Raw genomic sequence first — 18575 nt, forward strand, 5'->3', positions numbered from 1 at the left:
AGCCTCCTTACGGGTCGAGGGTGAAGGGTCGGAAGGTGCGCGGCCCGTACAACCGGTGCAGCACCTCGTCGAGTTCGCCGAGCAACCGCCAGGCGTCGTCGGGTCGGGCGCGCAGGAGCCGTTGCCGGCAGCCGCGGGCGAAGGCGAGCAACTCGCGCGGCGCGTGGCGGCCCATCAGCCAGGTCATGCAGCGGACGGCCAGGGCGATGTCGGTGCCGGGGCCGCACGGGCGGCGCTCGGTGACCTCGGCCGGGTACCAGTCCTGGTACCCGGGCAGCAGTGCCGGCACGGTCCCACCGGGCTCGGTCGAGAGGCACCAGTCGACCAGCACGAGGCCGTGGGCGTCCGGCTCGATCAACACGTGTGGCGGCAGCACCGCGCCGTGCACCACGCCGGCCCGGTGGGTCAGGCCGAGCGCGACCAGCAGTCGCCGCCACATCCAGGCCGCGTCGCGGCCGTCCAGCCCGTCCGGGTGGGCGCGCCGCACCTCGACCAGGCTGCGCAGGCGGGGCGCGGTGGCGAGCACGGTGACCCGGCGTTCGGCTCCGGTGGCGGCGTCCCGGTGGGCGAAGCTGTCGACCAGCCGGGGCACGTACGGCAGCCAGCGCGGGTCGCCCCGCTCGGCGAGGGTGCGCAGGGCATGCTGCTCGCGGGCCATCAGGTCGTTGTCAGCGGGGTTGCGGGGCAGCTTGAGCAGCCGGTCCGCGCCGACGTCGTAGAGGTCGGCGAGGTCACCGGAGTGCGCGGGCCGGCCGCAGCGGTAGCCGCGCAGCACGGTGAACTGGCGGGCCCGCCAGCTGCTGGTGACCCGGAGGAAGGCGTCGGCGGCGGCGGCGCGGACGCCCGGGCCGGCCCAGCGGAGCCGGTCGGGGTGCAGGGCGGCGACGAGGTCCCGGTAGCGCCGCTGCGGCGCGTCGCCGCCGAACATCTCGTCGCCGTCATGGGCGGCGGTGACCACGCGGATCGCCTCCTCGGTCGTCACCGGACCGTCTCCTCCCGGGCCGGGCGCAGCAGCGCCGGATGCAGGAGTCGGGCGTCACCGGCCCGGTAGAGCCGAGCGCGCGGGCCGCCCCGGGTGCCGCCGCGTTCGGTGCTGGCGCCGGTGCTCTCCACGAAGCCCGGCACGGAGAGCACCTTGCGGTGGAAGTTGCCGGCGTGCAGCTGGTGCCCCCAGACCGTCTCGTAGACGGATCGCAGCTCACCGATGGTGAACTCGGCCGCGAGGAAGCGGGTGGCCAGCGGGGTGTACTCCAGTTTCGAGCGGGCCCGCTCCAGCCCGTCGGCGACGATGTGACCGTGGTCGAAGGCGAGTTGCCGGTTCGCCAACTCGGCGACCGGCACCCAGGCCGCCTCGTCGGCGTCGGTGCCGGCCGCCGCATCCGGCAGGTCGGGAGCGAAGGCGAGATGGGCGACGGAGACGATCCGCATCCGGGGATCGCGGTCGGGCGCGCCGTACGAGGACAACTGCTCGACGTGGACGCGACGCAGCCGCTCGCCACCGAGACCGGTCTCCTCGGCCAGCTCCCGGCGGGCGGCGGCGGCCAGGTCCTCGTCGGGCCGGACGAAGCCGCCGGGCAGCGCCCAGTGACCCGCGTACGGCTGCTCGCCGCGGCGGATGAGCAGCAGGTGCAGCGCGCGGTCGCGGATGGTGAGGGCGACGACGTCGGCGGTGACGGCCACGGCCGGGTAGGCGCGCGGGTCGTAGGTGGCGAGGAAGTCCGGCTCGTTCACGCTAGATCACTCTCATCCCGAGAATATCTCTGATTGAGAACAACCTAGCGGCAAATCGAGGGCCGGGCAAGTACCCGGGCCTCGATCAGCGGATGGCGCCCACCAGATGTGGACGGCCACGCGGGTCGTGCAGACTGAAATCCCAGCCCGAGCCGGTCGGCGTGGCATCGAAGGCCACCGTGCCGGGCAGCGGAACCGGCAGCTTGAACGACACGTCCACCGTGTACGCCTCGGGCAGCCGGCTCTCCAGCGCCGCGAGACAACGCGCCTTGCTCCACATCCCGTGCGCGATGGGCCGGGGGAACCCGAGCAGCCGGGCCCCCAGCCGCGACGTGTGGATCGGGTTGTGGTCACCGGAGACACGCGCGTAGCGCACACCCACCCGGGGTGTCACCGGCCAGCGGGCGGTGGCGGCCGGCGGTGCGGGCGGTGCACCGCGGTCACGCCGCTCGCCGCCGCCCGGGCCGCGCTGCCGACCCAGGTACGTCGAGACGCCGCGCCACACCTCCTCCCCGGCCACGGTCGCGACGAGCACGACGTCCACCTGCCGTCCCCGGTCGTGCGGGCGCAGGTTCTCCTCCCAGGTGGTGAAGTCGAGCCGGTCGGCGACGGTGACCGGCCGGTGCACCGTGATCCGGTTGCCGACGTGCACCACCCCGGCCAGCGGGATCGGGAACTGCGGCGCGGTGATCAGGCGCAGCGCCAGCGGGAAGCCCATGACGTGCGGGAAGGTCGCGGGCAGCCGGTCGGCGAGCCGGAACCCGCACACCCGGTCGTAGTCGGCCAGCCGTTCCGGGTCCACCGCGACCCCGCCGACGGTCAGCTCGACCGCCGGCATCCCGGCATCCCGCCGGCCGCCCAGCCCCGGCAGCGCGCCCAGCAGCGCCCGCCGGTACAGCGGACCGGCCGCCGGCAGCCCCGCCAGCTCCACCCGCGTCCGCGCCGCCGCCTGGCCTGGTGCGGTCGGGCCGCCACGAGTCCCGCCGGCCGCGCGCCGGCCGCGCGCCCCACCCGGCTGGCCCACCGCGGTCAGATCGCCGGGCCGGCCCGGGCCGGACAGGTCGCGGGTCGGCCCACCGTTCCCGCCGTGGCCCGGAGAGTTGGCCGCGGCGGCCAGGATCTCCGGCGTCAGGGCCTCGGTGGGCCCGTCGATCAGCTCGCCGACCGACAGGTCGTCGGCCGGCTCGTCGTCGCGGCTGCGCCCGGCCATCAAGCCCCCAGCAGGCTCTGGCCGCAGACCCGGACCACGTTGCCGCTGACCGCACCCGACGCGGGCCAGGCCAGCCAGCCGATGGTCTCCGCGACGTCCACCGGCAGCCCACCCTGGGAGAGGCTGTTCATCCGGCGCCCCGCCTCGCGCAGCATCAGCGGAATGCGGGCGGTCAGCCGGGTCTCGACGAACCCGGGCGCGACCGCGTTGACGCTGATCTGCCGCTCCCGCAGCGCCGGGGCGAGCGACTCGACCAACCCGATCACCCCCGCCTTGCTGGTGGCGTAGTTGGTCTGGCCCCGGTTGCCGGCGATCCCGGCGATGGAGGACACGCCGACGATCCGGCCGCCGGCCGGGATCAGTCCGCGTTCCAGCAGCAGGTCGTTGATCCGTTCCTGACTGGACAGGTTCACGTCGACGACCTGGTCCCACCGGTCGGCGTCCATCCGGCCGAGGGTCTTGTCCCGGGTGATGCCGGCGTTGTGCACCACCACGTCGACCCGGCCGTGCCGGCCCGCCAGGTGCTCGGCGAGCCGGGCCGGCGCGTCGGCGGCGGTCAGGTCGAGCTGCACGGCGCTGCCGCCGATCTCGTTGGCCACGCCGGCCAGCTCGTCACCGGCCGCCGGGACGTCCAGCGCGACCACGGTCGCGCCGTCGCGGGCCAGCACCCGGGCCAGCGCCGCACCGATGCCCCGGGCCGCGCCGGTGACCAGCACCACCTGCCCGTCGAGCGGGCGGTCCCAGTCGACCGGGGCGGTCGCCTGTCCGGCGCCGATCCGGATCACCTGGCCCGAGACGTACGCCGACCGGCCGGACAGCAGGAACCGCAGGGTCGCCTCCAGGCTGGTCCAGGTGCCTGCGTCGGCCGCGCGGGTGACGTGCACCAGTTGCGCGGTGATGCCCCGGCCGAACTCCTTGCCGACGCTGCGGGTGAGCCCCTCCAGGGCCCGCTGGGCGGTCGCCTCGCGCGGCGTGGCGCACTCGGCCGGCGGGGTGCCCAGCACGATCACCCGCCCGCTGGGCTGCACCGCCCGGGCCTGGGGGTGGAAGAAGTCGTAGAGCTGCCGCAGTCCCGACGAGTCGGTGATGCCGGTAGCGTCGTAGACGAGGGCGGCGCTCTCCGGCGTACGGCCGGTTGCCGGGTCGGGCACGGCGGTGGCCGGATCGCGCAGGGCGAGCCCGGCGGCGGCCAGCATCTTGCCCACCGGGTCGGCGAGCCGTCCTCCGGCGGCGGCGCCGAGCAGGGCCAGCCCGGGCAGGATCGGCTCGCCGGGTGCGTGTCGGCGCAGTCGCGGCGGATCGGGCAGCCCGAGGCGCTTGACCAGCGCCCGCCCGGCGCCCGACTGGACGAAGCTCGCGTACCTGTCGGTCATAGGCGTAGCCTACTGGCGAGTAAGGTGCGGGCAACACTCCTGAGGAGGCGGATCGTGCAGAACGTTCGACGGGTCGCGGTCATCGGCGGCAACCGGATCCCCTTCGCCCGCTCCAACTCGCGCTACGCCAGCGCCACCAACTCCGACCTGCTCGGCGCCGCCCTGGACGGGCTGATCGCCCGGTTCGGGCTGGCCGGCCAGCAGGTCGGCGAGGTGGTCGCCGGGGCGGTGCTCAAGCACTCGAAGGACTTCAACCTCACCCGCGAGGTGGTGCTCGGCTCGAAGCTCGACCCGCGCACCCCCGCGTACGACATCCAGCAGGCCTGCGGCACCGGCCTGGAAGCGGCGATCCTGGTCGCCAACAAGATCGCCCTCGGCCAGCTCGAGGTCGGCATAGCCGGCGGCGTCGACACCACCTCCGACGCCCCGCTCGCGGTCAACGAGGACATGCGCCGCACGCTGCTCAAGCTCAACTCCGCCCGCACCCTCGGCGAGCGGCTGCGGATCGCCGCCCGGCTGCGTCCGGCCCAGCCGTTCAGGCCGGAGATCCCGCGCAACGCCGAGCCCCGGACCGGGCTGTCCATGGGTGAGCACGCCGCGCAGACGGCGCTGCGCTGGAACATCGACCGGCGGGCCCAGGACGAACTGGCACTGCGCTCGCACCGGCGGCTCGCCGCCGCGTACGACAAGGGGTTCTTCGACGACCTGATGACCCCGTACCTGGGGCTGACCCGGGACCAGAATCTCCGCCCGGACACCACGCTGGAGAAGCTCGGCGCGCTCAAGCCCGCCTTCGGTGCCAACGGGCCGGACGCCGAGCGGGCCACCATGACCGCCGGGAACTCCTCGCCGCTGACCGACGGCGCCTCCACCGTCCTGCTGGCCAGTGAGGAGTGGGCGCGCGAGCACAACCTGCCGGTGCTGGCCTGGTTCTCCTGGTCGGAGACCGCCGCGGTGGACTTCGTGCACGGCGACGAGGGCCTGCTGATGGCCCCCGCGTACGCGGTGCCCCGGCTGCTCGCCCGGGCCGGGCTCACCCTCCAGGACTTCGACTACTACGAGATCCACGAGGCGTTCGCCGCGCAGGTGCTGGCCACCCTGAGCGCCTGGGAGTCGAAGGAGTTCTGCGTCGACCGGTTGGGTCTGGACGCCCCGCTCGGCACCATCGACACCGACCGGCTCAACGTGAACGGCTCGTCGCTGGCCGTCGGGCACCCGTTCGCCGCCACCGGCGGCCGGATCGTGGCCACCCTGGCCAAGCTGCTCGCGTCCAAGGGCAGTGGTCGCGGGCTCATCTCGATCTGCGCGGCCGGCGGCCAGGGCGTCACCGCCATCCTGGAACGCTGACCCGCCGGCCGCGCTCCAGGTCACCGGAGGCCGGGCCCTCGTCATTCCGTGCCGGGCGGCGTCTCGCCGTGCCGGGCCTCACCATGCTGCGCGCTGACCGAGGTCAGCCGCGGTTACCGGCTGCCATCACGCCCCGGCAGCGACCTTTGGTGACCGCCCTGCCGATCGGCGTATGTACATAAGTGAGCAGACGGTTACTCCCGCGGCAGACATCGTTGTCCTACCAGATGTCGCGAGGGAGGTGATGTCATGAAGAAGCTCACGGTTCGCCGGCTGGAGTCGGTGAAGACCAGCGCTGTCGCTGCTGCGTGTGTCGTCTCCTGACGGTGACGCCACCAACCTGAAGGCCGGCACCCGGACGGTAACGCCGGGTGCCGGCCTTCATCGACCCGCCTGCGAAATGAGCGAAAAGGACGACGATCCATGGCCGGCTACCCGTCAGACACACTTGTCAGAGTGCGCCCCTTCGACCACCGACCGGAGGGCGACACCGTCATCATCGGCGACGTCGAACGGCAGGTGTTCCTGTCGATCCCCGCCGAAGGGCTGGACCTCCTCCAATCGCTCGCCGCCGGCAAATCGGTGGGCGAGGCGGTCCGCCTGTACGAGCAGAAGTACGCCGAGACGCCCGACATCACCGACTTCCTGGACGCCCTCGGCGACGAGGGCTTCATCGAGATCGACGAGAAGGTCGCGGCTGCCGTCGCCGGTCCGGTCGCCGCCGCGGATCCGGCTCGCCGGCCCCGGCGTAGCTACAGCCTGAACTGGCTCAGCCCCACCATCGCCCGCCGCCTGGTCAGCCTCCCGGTGCTGATCGCCTGCGTCCTGATCATCGCGACCGGTGTGTACCTCGCCTCGGACGATCCGGACGTGCTGCCGACGCCCGGCGAGACGCTGCTGTTCCCCATCCACTTCGCAGCCCTGACCTGGGCGACGTTCATCCTGACACTGGCCGGGGTCGCGATCCACGAAGCCGCTCACATGGTCGCGGCGCGGGCGGCCGGCGTGCCGTCGAGGCTCGTCATCGGCAACCAGCTGTACGTGTTGGTGGTCCAGACCGACATGAGCGGCATCTGGATGGCGCCGAGGCGCCAGCGCTTCGTCGCGTTCATCTCCGGCACGCTCATCGACGGTGTACTGGCCTCGTCCTTCGTGCTCGCCCTGTGGGCGAACCGGCACGGTTTCCTTCAGCTGCCGGAATGGGCCGCGCTGCTGCTGACGGCGCTGCTGTTCACGTACCTGGTCCGGATCATCTGGCAGTCGTTCCTGTTCATGCGGACCGACGGCTACTACATCGTCGCCACGGCGCTCGGGTGCCGGAACCTGATGGCCGACACCGAGAACTTCCTGCGCAACGTGGTCGCGCGGGTACTGAGGCGCAGGACCCGGGTGGACCAGTCTGGTGTGCCCAAGCGGGAGATGCGGATAGTCCGGTTGTACTCGCTCGCCTGGCTCAGCGGACGTCTGATAGCGCTCATGATGCTGGTCTTCGTCGGTATCCCGCTGCTGTGGGGTTTCCTGTACCAGTTCATCCTCTTCGCCTCCGGCCAGGACTCCCTGATGGGTTCCCTGGACTTCGCCACCATTGCGATCATCGGCGTGCTCCTCGACGGTGGCGGCCTGCTGCTGTGGGGTCGCAGCCTCTACCGGGGCGCCCAGGAGCGGCGCCGCCGGCAGGCCATCCTGTCGGCCCGGGCCACGGCCCGAGCGGCAGCCCCCGCAGCGCCGGCGACTACCACCGCGGCCCTCGCGGCGCCGGTCGTGGAACCGAGCGGCCAGCAGTGAACCTCGCCGACTCCGCTTGCGGCCCGTCGTGGCCGCAAGCGGAGGTCGCGGGGCGTGGCCGGGCAGGTCAGCCGGTCGGACGCAGGCCCATCCGTTCCATGATGTATCCGACGATGAGGCGGGGGTTGGCGACGATCGCCCCGCACGGCGCCCGCCGGATCATCTTGCGGTCGGTGAAGCGCTGGAGGAACAGGCCGACCCGGGAACGGGTCGTGCCGATCATCGCGGCGTAGTCCTCGTGGCGGAGTTTCAGGCCGATCCGGATGTCCTGACCGGTCCTCGTGCCGAAGCTCTGGGTCAAGTCGAGCAGGCGCATCGCCAGCCGGGCCTCGCTGTCGGAGGTGACATGCTGTAACAGCAGGGACCGGTGACGGCGGGCTTTCAATATTTGACTGTGCTGCCACACGTCGAAGACATTCGCCTCGCGCAGAAGGCCATGGAGAACGCCGCTCTCCATCACGATCAGTCTGGTGGGTGTGATGGCGGCGGGAGTGTACTGACTCGGCATTCCGGGAAGCGAATCCTCGCCGAAGTACTCGTTTGCCGACAACACGTCAAGAATGGTCCGCCGCCCGGTCGGAGAATAGTGTTCCAGGCAGATCGCACCGGTCTCGATGAGATAGACGCGGCTATCGGTCGCGCCCGGCTGGTGGAGCAGTTCACCGTCGGCCAGTTCGACCCGGCGGGTCGGGACGGCCCGCGTGTGGAGGGTGGATTTTATGCCCTTCATCAGCCGAGAAGAGAGCTCCGATCCTCGCGGAACGAGCATGTCGTCGAGGACCCTCGTGGCGGTCCCCGTGCTGGCCATGGTCATCTCTTCTTTCACCGTCCAGACATGTCGTCAGCTCGGAACCGGCAGCGAGAACGCTGTCCTGCGGCGGGCGGTGGGTCCGTGCGGGAGGTCGGCGGAGGACTCGAAGAGTTGCTTGCGCAGCGACAGGTGCCATCAACCTCCCTTCGAGGTTCATCGATTCCACTGCCGCTGTGGTTACTTACGGCTGCTAACATCCCGGCGACGGTGAACGCCATCACATCGGTTGGTCGGTGTGTTCGGTGTCAGACACACAGCGGTCCTCCCAGGCATCCATGCCGGACTGCTAATGATCTTCATTCCCGTTCCCGTAACGCTAGCGAGTTGATCGCCTGTCCGTCTGTCGCGCGTTTAACCTTCTCCGCCGAACCGAACGGTTCTCGAAATGTGTCCGCCCGGCCAGGTTTGCTCAAGGCGCGATTGGTGCAATATTGTCCCGTTTTGCCGGCGGGGTGACCGCGCCGAAGGCCCCCGATGTCGCTTCTCTGATGTCGCTTCTTCGGTGTAGGATCTCCTGTGTGAGGTCTTCCGTGTTGGGTCTCCGGTGTCGGGTCTTTGGTGGTCCGGCAGAGATGGGCCGCATCCGCCAGCCGTACCCGAACGGGGGGCCGGACGCCGGTGCCGGAGAATGGGCGGGTGACGACGATCCCGAACGTGCTCGCCAGCCGGTACGCCTCGCCCGAGTTGGTGGCCCTCTGGTCCCCGGAGGAGAAGGTCCGCCTGGAGCGGCGGCTCTGGCTGGCCGTGCTCCGGGCCCAGCGGGACCTCGGGGTGCCGGTGCCGGGCGGGGTGGTCGAGGCGTACGAGCGGGTGCTGCACGATGTCGACCTCGGCTCGATCGCGGCGCGGGAGCGGGTGACCCGCCACGACGTCAAGGCGCGGATCGAGGAGTTCAGCGCGCTCGCCGGGCACGAGCACGTGCACAAGGGGATGACCTCGCGGGACCTCACCGAGAACGTCGAGCAGCTTCAGGTGCGCCGGTCGCTGGAGCTGATCCGGGACCGGGTGGTGGCGACGCTGGCCCGGCTGGCCTGGCACGCCCACGAGTACTCCGACGTGGTGATGGCCGGCCGGTCGCACAACGTGGCGGCGCAGGCGACCACGCTGGGCAAGCGCTTCGCGTCGGCCGCCGAGGAGCTGATGATCGCGTACGAGCGGCTGGAGGACCTGATCTCCTGGTACCCGCTGCGGGGGATCAAGGGCCCGGTGGGTACCGCCGCCGACCAGCTGGACCTCTTCGACGGCGACCCGGGCAAGGTGGCCGAGTTGGAGCGGCGGGTCGCCGAACACCTTGGCTTCAGCCGGGTACTGGACAGCGTCGGTCAGGTCTACCCGCGCTCGATCGACCTGGCCGTGATCTCCGCACTGGCGCAACTGGCGGCGGCACCGTCGTCGCTGGCGACCACGATCCGGCTGATGGTCGGTCAGGAACTGGTCACCGAGGGCTTCAAGCCCGGCCAGGTCGGTTCCAGCGCGATGCCGCACAAGATGAACACCCGCTCGTCGGAGCGGGTGAACGGTTTTGCGGTGATCATCCGGGGCTACCTGTCGATGGTCGGAGAGTTGGCGGGTGACCAGTGGAACGAGGGGGACGTCTCCTGCTCGGTGGTGCGCCGGGTGGCCCTGCCGGACGCCTTCTTCGCCGCCGACGGGCTGTTCCAGACGTTCCTCACCGTGCTGGACGAGTTCGGCGCGTACCCGGCGGTGATCAACCGGGAACTGGAGCGGTTCCTGCCGTTCCTGGCCACCACCAAGATCCTGGTGGCGGCGGTGCGCCGGGGTGTCGGCCGGGAGGCCGCGCACGAGGCGATCAAGGAGCACGCGGTCGCCGTGGCGCTGGCCATGCGCGAGAAGGCCACTCCCGACAACGACCTCTTCGACCGCCTCGCCGCCGACCCCCGCCTCAACCTGACCCGTTCCGAGATCGACGCGCTGGTGGCCGACCGTGCGGCCTTCGTGGGCGCCGCCCCCGCCCAGATCCAGGCGGTCACGGCAAGGATCACCAAGATCGTCGAAGCCCACCCCGCCGCCGCCACCTACTCACCACCCCCCATCCTCTGACCCCCACCGCCCCTCTCCAGGCGCAGTGATCAAGAAGTTCCGGCCGGATCCCGGCCACAACCTTCCCGACCAACCGGGCCGAGGGTCGGCGCGACCGGAGGTGGGTCAGGAGTCGCGGGTGGCCGTATCGGCGGAGGACGAGAGGTTGGGGGCGCTCGCCGGTTCGGCGATGCCGCCGGGTTCCTCGGCGAAGGCCGGCTCCTGGGCCGTCTCGGCCGCCACCAGCGGCTGGTCGGGGGGCATGATGTCGGGGACCTTGGGGACCACGATCACCGCCGTGCCGTAGGCGCAGATCTCCATCCACATCTCGCCGCAGTCGCGGCTGTCGAACCGCATTCCGATCACGGCGTTCGCGCCGAGCCGCTGGGCCTCCTCGCCGAGCCGGGCGACCGAGTCGGTACGCCACCGGGTGAGGTTGTCCGGCGCCATCGGGTCGTACGCGCCTCCGCGCAGGTTCTTCACGCCCTCGCGGTAGGGGTTGCGGGTTCTGGCCATGGAGGAGACCACCTCGCCGAGGATCTGGCGGATCTCGTAACCGGGTAGTTGATCCGTCGTCACGACCAGCACGGTTCCGATGCTGGCAGGCTCGACTGCGGCACATCGTGAGCCGTGTTCACCTGCCCGGATGCTGAAAAACGACGCGGCGCGGACGGCGGGCGCGTAGCCCACCATCCGCGCCGCCGGGGGCGCTAACCGTCAGACACCGGCCACCGAGGTGATCCAGGCCCGGTTGTACGCGACGCTGCCGTAGATCTGGATGTTCACGCCGTCGGCGGTGGAGGCCACCCCGACCTGCCCGCCGTACGTGTCGCTGACGCTGTTGCTGGTGGCGAGGGTGACGTAGCCGGTGCTCACCGAGCTGGACAGCCGCATCAGGGCCAGGTCGTAGCGGCCGTAGGTGGCGCTGGGGGTGGCGCTGGGGGTGGCGTCGACTCCGACCCGCCGGGAGCCCGGCAACGAACCCGTATCGGGATCGCAACGAACCCGTATCGGTCCTGAAGGGGTCCTGCGGGGAGCGTCGGGCACCACTCCGGCGGCGTCCGGCCGGTGCGTCTCGCGCGGTATCTGCCAGGTAGGCTGGCTGCGCTCGCCCGTTGTGGGTCGGCACCCAACTGCGTACACAGTCAGGAGTGCCCAGTGCCTCGCGTCGTCGTCGACGTCATGCTCAAGCCCGAGATCCTCGATCCTCAGGGCCAGGCCGTCGCAAACGCGCTGCCCCGGCTCGGCGTCAACGACGTCGCCTCGGTACGGATCGGCAGGCGGATCGAGATCGACTTCACCGGTGAACCTGATCTGGACCGGGCCCGCGAGATCGCGGACAAGCTGCTCGCCAACCCGGTCATCGAGGACTTCACGGTTCGCCTGGTCGAGGCCGACGAGCCCGCGGAAGCCCGGTCGTGACCGCGCGGGTCGGTGTGGTGACGTTCCCCGGCTCGCTCGACGACGGGGACGCGGCCCGGGCGGTCCGGATCGCCGGCGCGGAGCCGATCCGCCTCTGGCACGGCGAAGCGGAGCTGCACGGGGTGGATGCCGTCGTCCTGCCCGGCGGCTTCTCCTACGGCGACTACCTGCGCTGCGGCGCCATCGCCCGGTTCGCCCCGGTGATGGAGAAGATCGTCGACGCCGCGACCGGCGGCCTGCCCGTGCTCGGCATCTGCAACGGCTTCCAGATCCTCTGTGAGGCCCACCTGCTGCCCGGGGCACTCACCCGCAACCAGCACCTGCACTTCCGCAACCGTGACCAGATCCTGCGCATCGAGGCGACCGGCACCGCCTGGACCAACACGTTCCAGCCCGGCCAGGAGGTGCTGATCCCGGTCAAGAACGGCGAGGGCTGCTACGTCGCCGACCCGGCGACGCTGGACGAGCTCGAGGCCGAGGGCCGGGTCGTCGCCCGCTACGTCGGCGGCAACCCCAACGGATCGCAGCGGGACATCGCCGCGATCACCAACCCGGCCGGCAACGTGGTCGGCATCATGCCGCATCCCGAGCACGCGGTGGAGGCGCTCACCGGCCCCTCCCTCGACGGCCTCGGCTTCTTCACCTCGGTGCTCAAGCACCTGGTGGGGACGCCGGCGTGACCGTCCGCGGCGGGATCATCGGTCGGCTCACCCGCCCCAGGGGCGGCGAGCGCAACGAGGAGAGGTCATGACCACGCATCCGGACCCGGTACGGGAGACCCCGGAGGCATTCCCGGCGCAGTCGCAACCGGCAGCCGTGCCGCCGGCCGCCCCGGCCCGGCACGCCGTCGCGCCGGAGGCCTCCGGCTGGGCCGACGGGATGGACACCGTGCCGCGCGCCGGTGGCACCCCGGAGGAGCTCCAGCCGTACGCCGAGCTTGGGCTCCGGGATGACGAGTACGACCGCATCCGGCACCTCCTGGGCCGCCGGCCGACCCAGTCCGAGCTGGCGATGTACTCGATCATGTGGAGCGAGCACTGCTCCTACAAGTCGAGCAAGGTGCACCTGCGGCAGTTCGGTGAGAAGGCCCCGCCGAGCGATCGCCTGCTCGCCGGCATCGGCGAGAACGCGGGCGTCGTGCGGATCTCCGACGAGCTGGCGGTGACCTTCAAGGTCGAGTCGCACAACCACCCGAGCTTCGTCGAGCCGTACCAGGGTGCGGCGACCGGTGTCGGTGGCATCGTCCGCGACATCCTGGCCATGGGCGCGCGTCCGGTGGCGGTGATGGACCCGCTGCGTTTCGGTGCTGCGGACCACCCTGACACGGCCCGGGTGCTGCCCGGTGTGGTCGCCGGCGTCGGCGGGTACGGCAACTGCCTCGGGCTGCCCAACATCGGCGGTGAGGTGGTCTTCGACCCGTGCTACCAGGGCAACCCACTGGTCAACGCGCTCTGCCTCGGTGTGCTGCCGGTGAGCCGCCTGCAGAACAAGGCAGCCGTCGGGCCCGGCAACGTGGTGGTGCTGATGGGCGCCAAGACCGGCCGGGACGGCATCGGTGGCGTCTCGGTGCTGGCCAGTGCCACCTTCACCGAGGGCAGCGAGCAGCGTCGCCCTTCGGTGCAGGTCGGTGACCCGTTCACCGAGAAGCTGCTGATCGAGGCGTGCCTGGAGCTGTACGACGCCCAACTCGTCGCCGGCATCCAGGATCTTGGCGGCGCCGGGCTCACCTGCGCCCTCACCGAGACGGCCGCCGCGGCCGGCACCGGCATGCGGGTGTGGCTGGAGCGGGTGCCGCTGCGCGAGCCGTCGATGGAGCCGCACGAGATCCTGGCCAGCGAGTCGCAGGAGCGGATGCTCCTGGTGGTCGAGCCGGCCAAGCTCGACATGGTGCTCAAAACCTGCGAGAAGTGGGGTGTGCTGGCCACCGCCATCGGCGAGGTGACCGCGCCCGAGCCGGACGGCCAGCCGGGGCGGCTGCTGATCACCTGGCGCGACCACCTGGTGGTGGACGTGCCCCCGGGGTCACTGGTCGACGACGGTCCGGTCTATGCCCGCCCGATGCGTGAGCCGGCCGATCTGATCCTGCTCCAGGCCGACCGGGCCGAGACACTGCCCCGGCCGAGCGACCCGGACACGCTGCGCGAGACCGTGCTGCGCATGATCGCCTCGCCGAACCTGTGCGACAAGACCTGGGTCACCGAGCAGTACGACCGCTACGTGCTGGGCAACACCGTGCTAGCCCAGCCGGAGGACTCGGGCGTGATCCGGGTCGACGAGCGGACCGGCCTGGGCGTGGCGCTGTCGGTCGACGGCAACGGCCGGTACGCCCGGCTCGACCCGTACCACGGTGCCAAGCTCGCGCTGGCCGAGGCCTACCGGAACGTGGCGGTCACCGGCGCGACGCCGATCGCGGTCACCGACTGTCTGAACTTCGGCTCGCCCGAGGACCCGGGCGTGATGTGGCAGTTCGCCGAGGCCGTACGCGGACTGGCCGACGGTTGTGCGGAGCTGGGCATTCCGGTGACCGGTGGCAACGTCAGCTTCTACAACCAGACCGGGGCCGCGGCGATCCATCCGACGCCGGTCGTCGGCGTGCTCGGTGTGCTGGAGAACGTGGCCGACCGGGTGGCGTCGGGCTTCGTCCCGCGCACCACCGGCGACCACGAGCAGCTCTTCCTGCTCGGCGAGACGCACGTCGAGCTGTCCGGCTCGGAGTGGGCCTGGGTCGCCCACGAGCACCTCGGCGGCGTACCCCCGCACGTCGACCTGGCGCGCGAGAAGCAGCTCGCCGGGCTGCTGGCCGCCGCGGCCCGGGTCGGCCACCTCAGCTCCGCGCACGACCTCTCCGACGGTGGTCTCGCCCAGAGCCTGGTGGAATCCTGCCTGCGGCACGGCGTCGGGGCACGGATCGCGGTGCCCGACCGCTTCGAGGGCGGCTCGATGCCGTTCGTCTACCTGTTCAGCGAGTCCGCGGGCCGGGTGCTGGTCTCGGTGGGGCGCGGGCACGAGAAGGCGTTCTCCGCGCTTTGCGGCGAGCATGACGTGCCGTGGGAGCTGATCGGGGTGACCGACCCGGCCGGCGGGGCGTTGGAGGTGCACGGCCAGTTCCGGATCGACCTGGACGAGCTGCGCGAGGCGCACACCGGAACGCTGCCGAGACTGTTCGGCGGCGGGCAGCCGTTCGAGGTGACCGCACCCGAGGCCGTCGGGCCGGCCGATGACGAGCCGGCAGGCGCCGCGGTGGCTGACGGTGCGACCGGCCCGGTGCCCGGTGCCGCCGAGGCCCGGGCGGTGGCCGTCGAGGTCGAGACCGCTTCCGGGGCCGGGGAGGGCCGGTGGCCGTACCGGCCGACTCCGTACCGGCCGACTCCGAGCCGGCTGGGACCGAGCCGGCCGGGTCGGATCTGATCGCCGAGGGGGCCGAGCGGCCGGCCGAGCGGGCGACCCCGCCGGTGCGTACCGACGATCCCGAGGCCGCCACGCCTTCGGCGGGGAGGCCGGCGGACCCGACCGGCGACGAGGCCGGGACAGACGCCCCGAGATCCCGTGTCAACAAGCAGCCTGCCGCGCCTGACGAGCGCTGAGGCGTTGGCCGCGGCCGTTCACGCCCAGCCCGGGTCTGGGGCCCGGTTCGACTGGGGCCTCACGGGGGCAGCCGAACTCGGCCGGGTCTGCGCTGTTCTGGTGGTGGTGGACGTCCTGTCGTTCACCACCACCGTCGAGGTGGCCGTCGGCCGGGGAATGCGCGTTCACCCGTTTCCCTGGGGTGAGCAGGCCGCCGATTACGCGCGGCGGGTCGGCGCGGTCGCCGCGACCGGCCGCCGGCAGGTCACCCGGGAACACCCGTGGTCGCTGTCGCCGGCCGCGCTGAGTCGGGCACCGATCGTGCCCGACCTCGTGCTGCCGTCGCCGAACGGCTCGGCCATCAGCGCCGCCGCCAGCGCCACCGGACTACCGGTGGTCGCCGCCAACCTGCGCAACGCCCGCGCCGTCGGGCGCTGGCTGATCCGCCACGGGTACGGCTCGAACGCCGCCCCGATCGGCGTCGTCGCCGCCGGTGAGCGCTGGCCGGACGGGTCGCTGCGGCCGTCGGTGGAGGACCAGCTCGGTGCGGCCGGCGTGCTGGACGCCCTTTCCGGGGTGCCGGGCGGCCTGTCGGTGGAGGCGGCCATGGCGCTCGCCGCGCTGGCCAGCACTCCGGACGTGCCGGCGGCGATCCGGGGATGTGTCTCCGGCCGCGAACTTGTCGAGGGCGGCTTCGCCGAGGACGTCGAGATCGCCGTACGCCTCGGCACGTCCGACGTGGTCCCGCTGCTCCGCCAAGGCGTCTTCTCCGCGGCCTGACCGCCCGCCCTCTCAGGGCGGATCGTGCCGGAGCACCACCTGTCATCCGCCCGCGCCAGCTGCACCATGCCGGGGCGCCGAATCAGAGGGTGTCCCTGTGCGGCGAGCGTGATTTCACAGCGAGATAATTATTTCGCCTTGAAATCACGCTCGTGGGGAAGACCTTGCACCCGGGCCGGACGGCCTAGTCGTCCAGCCAGTCCAACCGGCGACCACCACGGTCCTGAGCGGGGCCGTCGGGTCGACCACGACTGGCCTGCGCCGGGTCACCGTAGCCGCCGCCCTGGTCGTAGCCGCCGCGCTGACGCGGGGGCTCCTGGCCGTAGCCGCCGCTCTGGTCGTAGCCACCTTGTTCGTAGCCACCGCGTTGCTGCGGTTCCTGACCGTAGCTACTCCCGGCCTGGCCGTAGCCGCCCTGGTCGTAGGCGCTGTCGTAGCTGGTGTTGCCGTACCCGCCGCGTTGGTGTGCCGGTTCTTGGCCGTAGCCGCCGGCCGGTTCTTGGCCGTAGCCGCCGGTCGGTTCCTGGCCGTACCCGCCGGCCGGTTCCTGGCCGTAGCCGCCGGCCGGCTGCCCCTGGCCGTAGCCCTGGGACGGGTCGCTCTGCCCGTAGCCGCCGCCCGGCTCACCCTGGCCGTAGCCTCGGGTCGGAGCGGTCTGGCCGTAGCCGCCGCCGGCCGGCTCGTTGCGGCGGTAGTCGCCGCCCGGTTCGCTCTGGCCGTAGCCGGCGGGCTCGGACGGGCCGTAGCCCTGGCCCCCCTCCGGCTGGTACAGGCCGGTCGCGTACGGGTCGGCGGGAGCCGGATACCGGGTTTCCTCACCGTTGTAACGGCCGGTCGGCTCGTCGTACCGCTCACCGTAGCCGGCACGGGCACCCGCGGGCGGGTAGTCCGACCCGCCGCCGCCCGCGCCGTGGTCGCGGCCACCGTAGCCACCGCCGGAGGACGGGCTGTTGCCGTAGCCGCTGCCGGACGAAGGAGCAGTGCCGTAGCCGCTGCAGGACGAAGGAGCAGTGCCGTAGCCGCTGCCGGACGAAGGAGCAGTGCCGTAGCCGCTGCCGGACGAAGGAGCAGTGCCGTAGCCGCTGCCCGAGGACGGAGCGCTGCCGTAGCCGCTGCCCGAGGAGGGCGCATTGCCGTAGGCGGGTGCGCCGTAGCCGCCCGGCTCGTCGCCGTAACCGCCACCCGGCCAGCCCTGCCCCGGCCCGCCCGGAGCGCCGTAAGGCTGCGGCGGAGCACCGTACGGGTCCGGCGGGATGTCGTCGATGACCGGCTGGTGCATCATCGTCGGGGCGTTGCTCAGCCCGGGACCGCCGACCATGGTCGGATCCGGTGCGGCGCCGACCCGGTTCACCACCCGGGTGTGGTCGTCCGCGCCGACGAAGGAGCCGCGGGCGGCCGGAACCGCGCCGGCCGGCGCGCCCATCGGAGCGTCACCGTCGACCTCGGCGTCCTCGTTCTCCTTGCGCTTCATCCAGAGCAGCACGATCGTGCCGACACCGACCGCCACGAAGAGACCACCCAGCAGGATCAGCAGCCAGCTGCCGAAACCACCCGAGTCCTCGTTCGAGGCCGGGGCCTGGGCGGCGACGCTCTCGGCGGCGGTCTCCTCGTCCTCGGTGAGTTCCTCCTCGAACGGGTCCTCCGTCGCCACCACCGACTCGGTCGCCGACGGGGTGGCGCTCGGGCTGGCCGAGGCCTGGATCGGCAGCGTGATCCGCCGTCCGGTGACGCTCTGTCCCGCGTTGGCGGTGAAGCTCACCACAGCGTTCTTGTCGTCCTTGCTCGCGCCCAGGTCAATCCGCCCGGGGGCGATCGGGTTGCCGCTGCTGCCGGTGAACCGGAAGTTCCCGTTGCCGTCGCTGGTGGTGTCGCGCTGCTTGCCGGCGCTGTCCTTGAGCAGGACGTACGCGTTCGACACCGCGTCGCCGCCCTGGTCGACGACCTTGCCGGCGATCGACCGAACCGTCTGCGGCGCCTGCGTCGTCGGCGGCGGCGCGGCAACCAACGTCACCGTGGTAGACGCTTCCTGTTCCGTCGCCGGCCCCTGGGAGTCGACCGCCTTGACGGTGATAGTCGCCGTTCCCTTGGCAGCGTCGTTGGCGAGGCGAAAAGTCGCCTGGAAGGTGTTGTCCGAGTCGACCCGTCGACGTTCGCAGCCATCGACGCAGGTCAGCTTGTCATTGTTCGAGCTGACGGTGACGTCGGCAGGGCCTGCCTCGTCGTCCCCAAAGTTGAGCGAGTAGCTGACTGTGGTGGTCTTGCCCGCTTCGACTGCACTCGGTGAGGCGGAGACGTTGTTCACGTCCGGAGCAGCGGAGGCGGGTGTGGCGGGGACGGCGAGCAGGGCACCGACCATCAGCGCCACGACCACACCGGCCCGCTTGTGCCAGGCTCGTCGGTGTGTTGACACGTCCACCGCCTTCCGGACTGACCTCCCCTGACCGGCGGGTGCCGGGCGAGGGAACATCACGGTACGAATACGCCGTCGGCAACTATGCCTTGTCGGGCCGGA

General features: G+C 71.8%; 14 protein-coding genes and 1 pseudogene. 7 read left to right on the top strand and 8 right to left on the bottom strand.

All coding sequences use genetic code 11. The features are described 5' to 3' along the window. Window positions 1-7: 7 nt before the first annotated feature. The 4 genes from KIF24_RS30380 to KIF24_RS30395 all read right to left on the bottom strand — a co-directional run bounded on the left by KIF24_RS30380 (window position 8) and on the right by KIF24_RS30395 (window position 4314). Entirely contained in the window at window positions 8-982 is a 975-nt protein-coding gene (locus KIF24_RS30380) for a serine/threonine protein kinase (protein ID WP_221086958.1), read from the bottom strand. Beyond that, a complete protein-coding gene (locus KIF24_RS30385; protein ID WP_221086959.1) occupies window positions 979-1731 on the bottom strand; it encodes an NUDIX hydrolase in 753 nt (250 codons plus the stop codon). The genes KIF24_RS30380 and KIF24_RS30385 overlap by 4 nt, the downstream gene beginning before the upstream one ends. 85 nt (window positions 1732-1816) lie before the next feature. Beyond that, entirely contained in the window at window positions 1817-2941 is a 1125-nt protein-coding gene (locus tag KIF24_RS30390) for a MaoC/PaaZ C-terminal domain-containing protein (RefSeq protein ID WP_221086960.1), read from the bottom strand. Continuing rightward, the gene (locus tag KIF24_RS30395) at window positions 2941-4314 is read right to left on the bottom strand and encodes a 3-oxoacyl-ACP reductase (RefSeq protein WP_221086961.1); all 1374 of its coding nucleotides are present in this window, start codon (window positions 4312-4314) and stop codon (window positions 2941-2943) included. The genes KIF24_RS30390 and KIF24_RS30395 overlap by 1 nt, the downstream gene beginning before the upstream one ends. Window positions 4315-4368: 54 nt before the next feature. Here KIF24_RS30395 and KIF24_RS30400 point away from each other — a divergent pair, with 54 nt between their 5' ends. Then, on the top strand, window positions 4369-5661 hold the full coding sequence (locus KIF24_RS30400) for an acetyl-CoA C-acetyltransferase (RefSeq protein ID WP_221086962.1): 1293 nt from the start codon (window positions 4369-4371) through the stop codon (window positions 5659-5661). 456 nt (window positions 5662-6117) lie between these two features. Next, a complete protein-coding gene (locus tag KIF24_RS30405) occupies window positions 6118-7446 on the top strand; it encodes a hypothetical protein (RefSeq protein WP_221086963.1) in 1329 nt (442 codons plus the stop codon). Window positions 7447-7513: 67 nt separating this feature from the next. On the opposite strand, the gene KIF24_RS30410 is transcribed toward KIF24_RS30405, so the two are convergent. Then, window positions 7514-8260 carry a Crp/Fnr family transcriptional regulator gene (locus KIF24_RS30410; protein ID WP_221086964.1) on the bottom strand — a complete coding sequence of 249 codons (747 nt, stop codon included), beginning with the start codon at window positions 8258-8260 and terminating at the stop codon, window positions 7514-7516. 633 nt (window positions 8261-8893) lie between these two features. Between KIF24_RS30410 and purB the strand changes: the two genes are divergently transcribed. Next, window positions 8894-10318 (top strand): adenylosuccinate lyase, encoded by a 1425-nt coding sequence (purB, locus tag KIF24_RS30415; RefSeq protein ID WP_221086965.1) that lies wholly within the window; start codon window positions 8894-8896, stop codon window positions 10316-10318. 105 nt (window positions 10319-10423) lie between these two features. On the opposite strand, the gene KIF24_RS30420 is transcribed toward purB, so the two are convergent. Continuing rightward, window positions 10424-10990, bottom strand: coding sequence for a YbjQ family protein (locus KIF24_RS30420; RefSeq protein ID WP_221086966.1), 567 nt, complete (start codon window positions 10988-10990; stop codon window positions 10424-10426). 24 nt (window positions 10991-11014) lie between these two features. Continuing rightward, window positions 11015-11230: pseudogene (locus tag KIF24_RS30425) on the bottom strand (peptidase S1); the annotation flags it as partial. Window positions 11231-11455: 225 nt separating this feature from the next. Between KIF24_RS30425 and purS the strand changes: the two are divergent. The 4 genes from purS (at window position 11456) to KIF24_RS30445 (ending at window position 16063) form a co-directional block, all read left to right on the top strand. Further along, a complete protein-coding gene (purS, locus tag KIF24_RS30430; RefSeq protein WP_203999093.1) occupies window positions 11456-11719 on the top strand; it encodes a phosphoribosylformylglycinamidine synthase subunit PurS in 264 nt (87 codons plus the stop codon). Further along, entirely contained in the window at window positions 11716-12399 is a 684-nt protein-coding gene (purQ, locus tag KIF24_RS30435; RefSeq protein ID WP_221086967.1) for a phosphoribosylformylglycinamidine synthase subunit PurQ, read from the top strand. Before purS ends, purQ begins: the two co-directional genes overlap by 4 nt. Window positions 12400-12466: 67 nt before the next feature. Next, the gene (gene purL, locus KIF24_RS30440; protein WP_230415986.1) at window positions 12467-15127 is read left to right on the top strand and encodes a phosphoribosylformylglycinamidine synthase subunit PurL; all 2661 of its coding nucleotides are present in this window, start codon (window positions 12467-12469) and stop codon (window positions 15125-15127) included. 180 nt (window positions 15128-15307) lie between these two features. Next, window positions 15308-16063 carry a 2-phosphosulfolactate phosphatase gene (locus tag KIF24_RS30445; protein WP_221087627.1) on the top strand — a complete coding sequence of 252 codons (756 nt, stop codon included), beginning with the start codon at window positions 15308-15310 and terminating at the stop codon, window positions 16061-16063. Between the two features lie 184 nt (window positions 16064-16247). On the opposite strand, the gene KIF24_RS30450 is transcribed toward KIF24_RS30445, so the two are convergent. Beyond that, complete coding sequence (locus KIF24_RS30450) at window positions 16248-18473, bottom strand: carboxypeptidase regulatory-like domain-containing protein (RefSeq protein ID WP_456238348.1); 2226 nt, start codon at window positions 18471-18473, stop codon at window positions 16248-16250. Window positions 18474-18575: the final 102 nt, after the last annotated feature.

The organism is Micromonospora tarapacensis, from assembly GCF_019697375.1.
In the GTDB taxonomy this organism is placed as follows: domain Bacteria; phylum Actinomycetota; class Actinomycetes; order Mycobacteriales; family Micromonosporaceae; genus Micromonospora; species Micromonospora tarapacensis.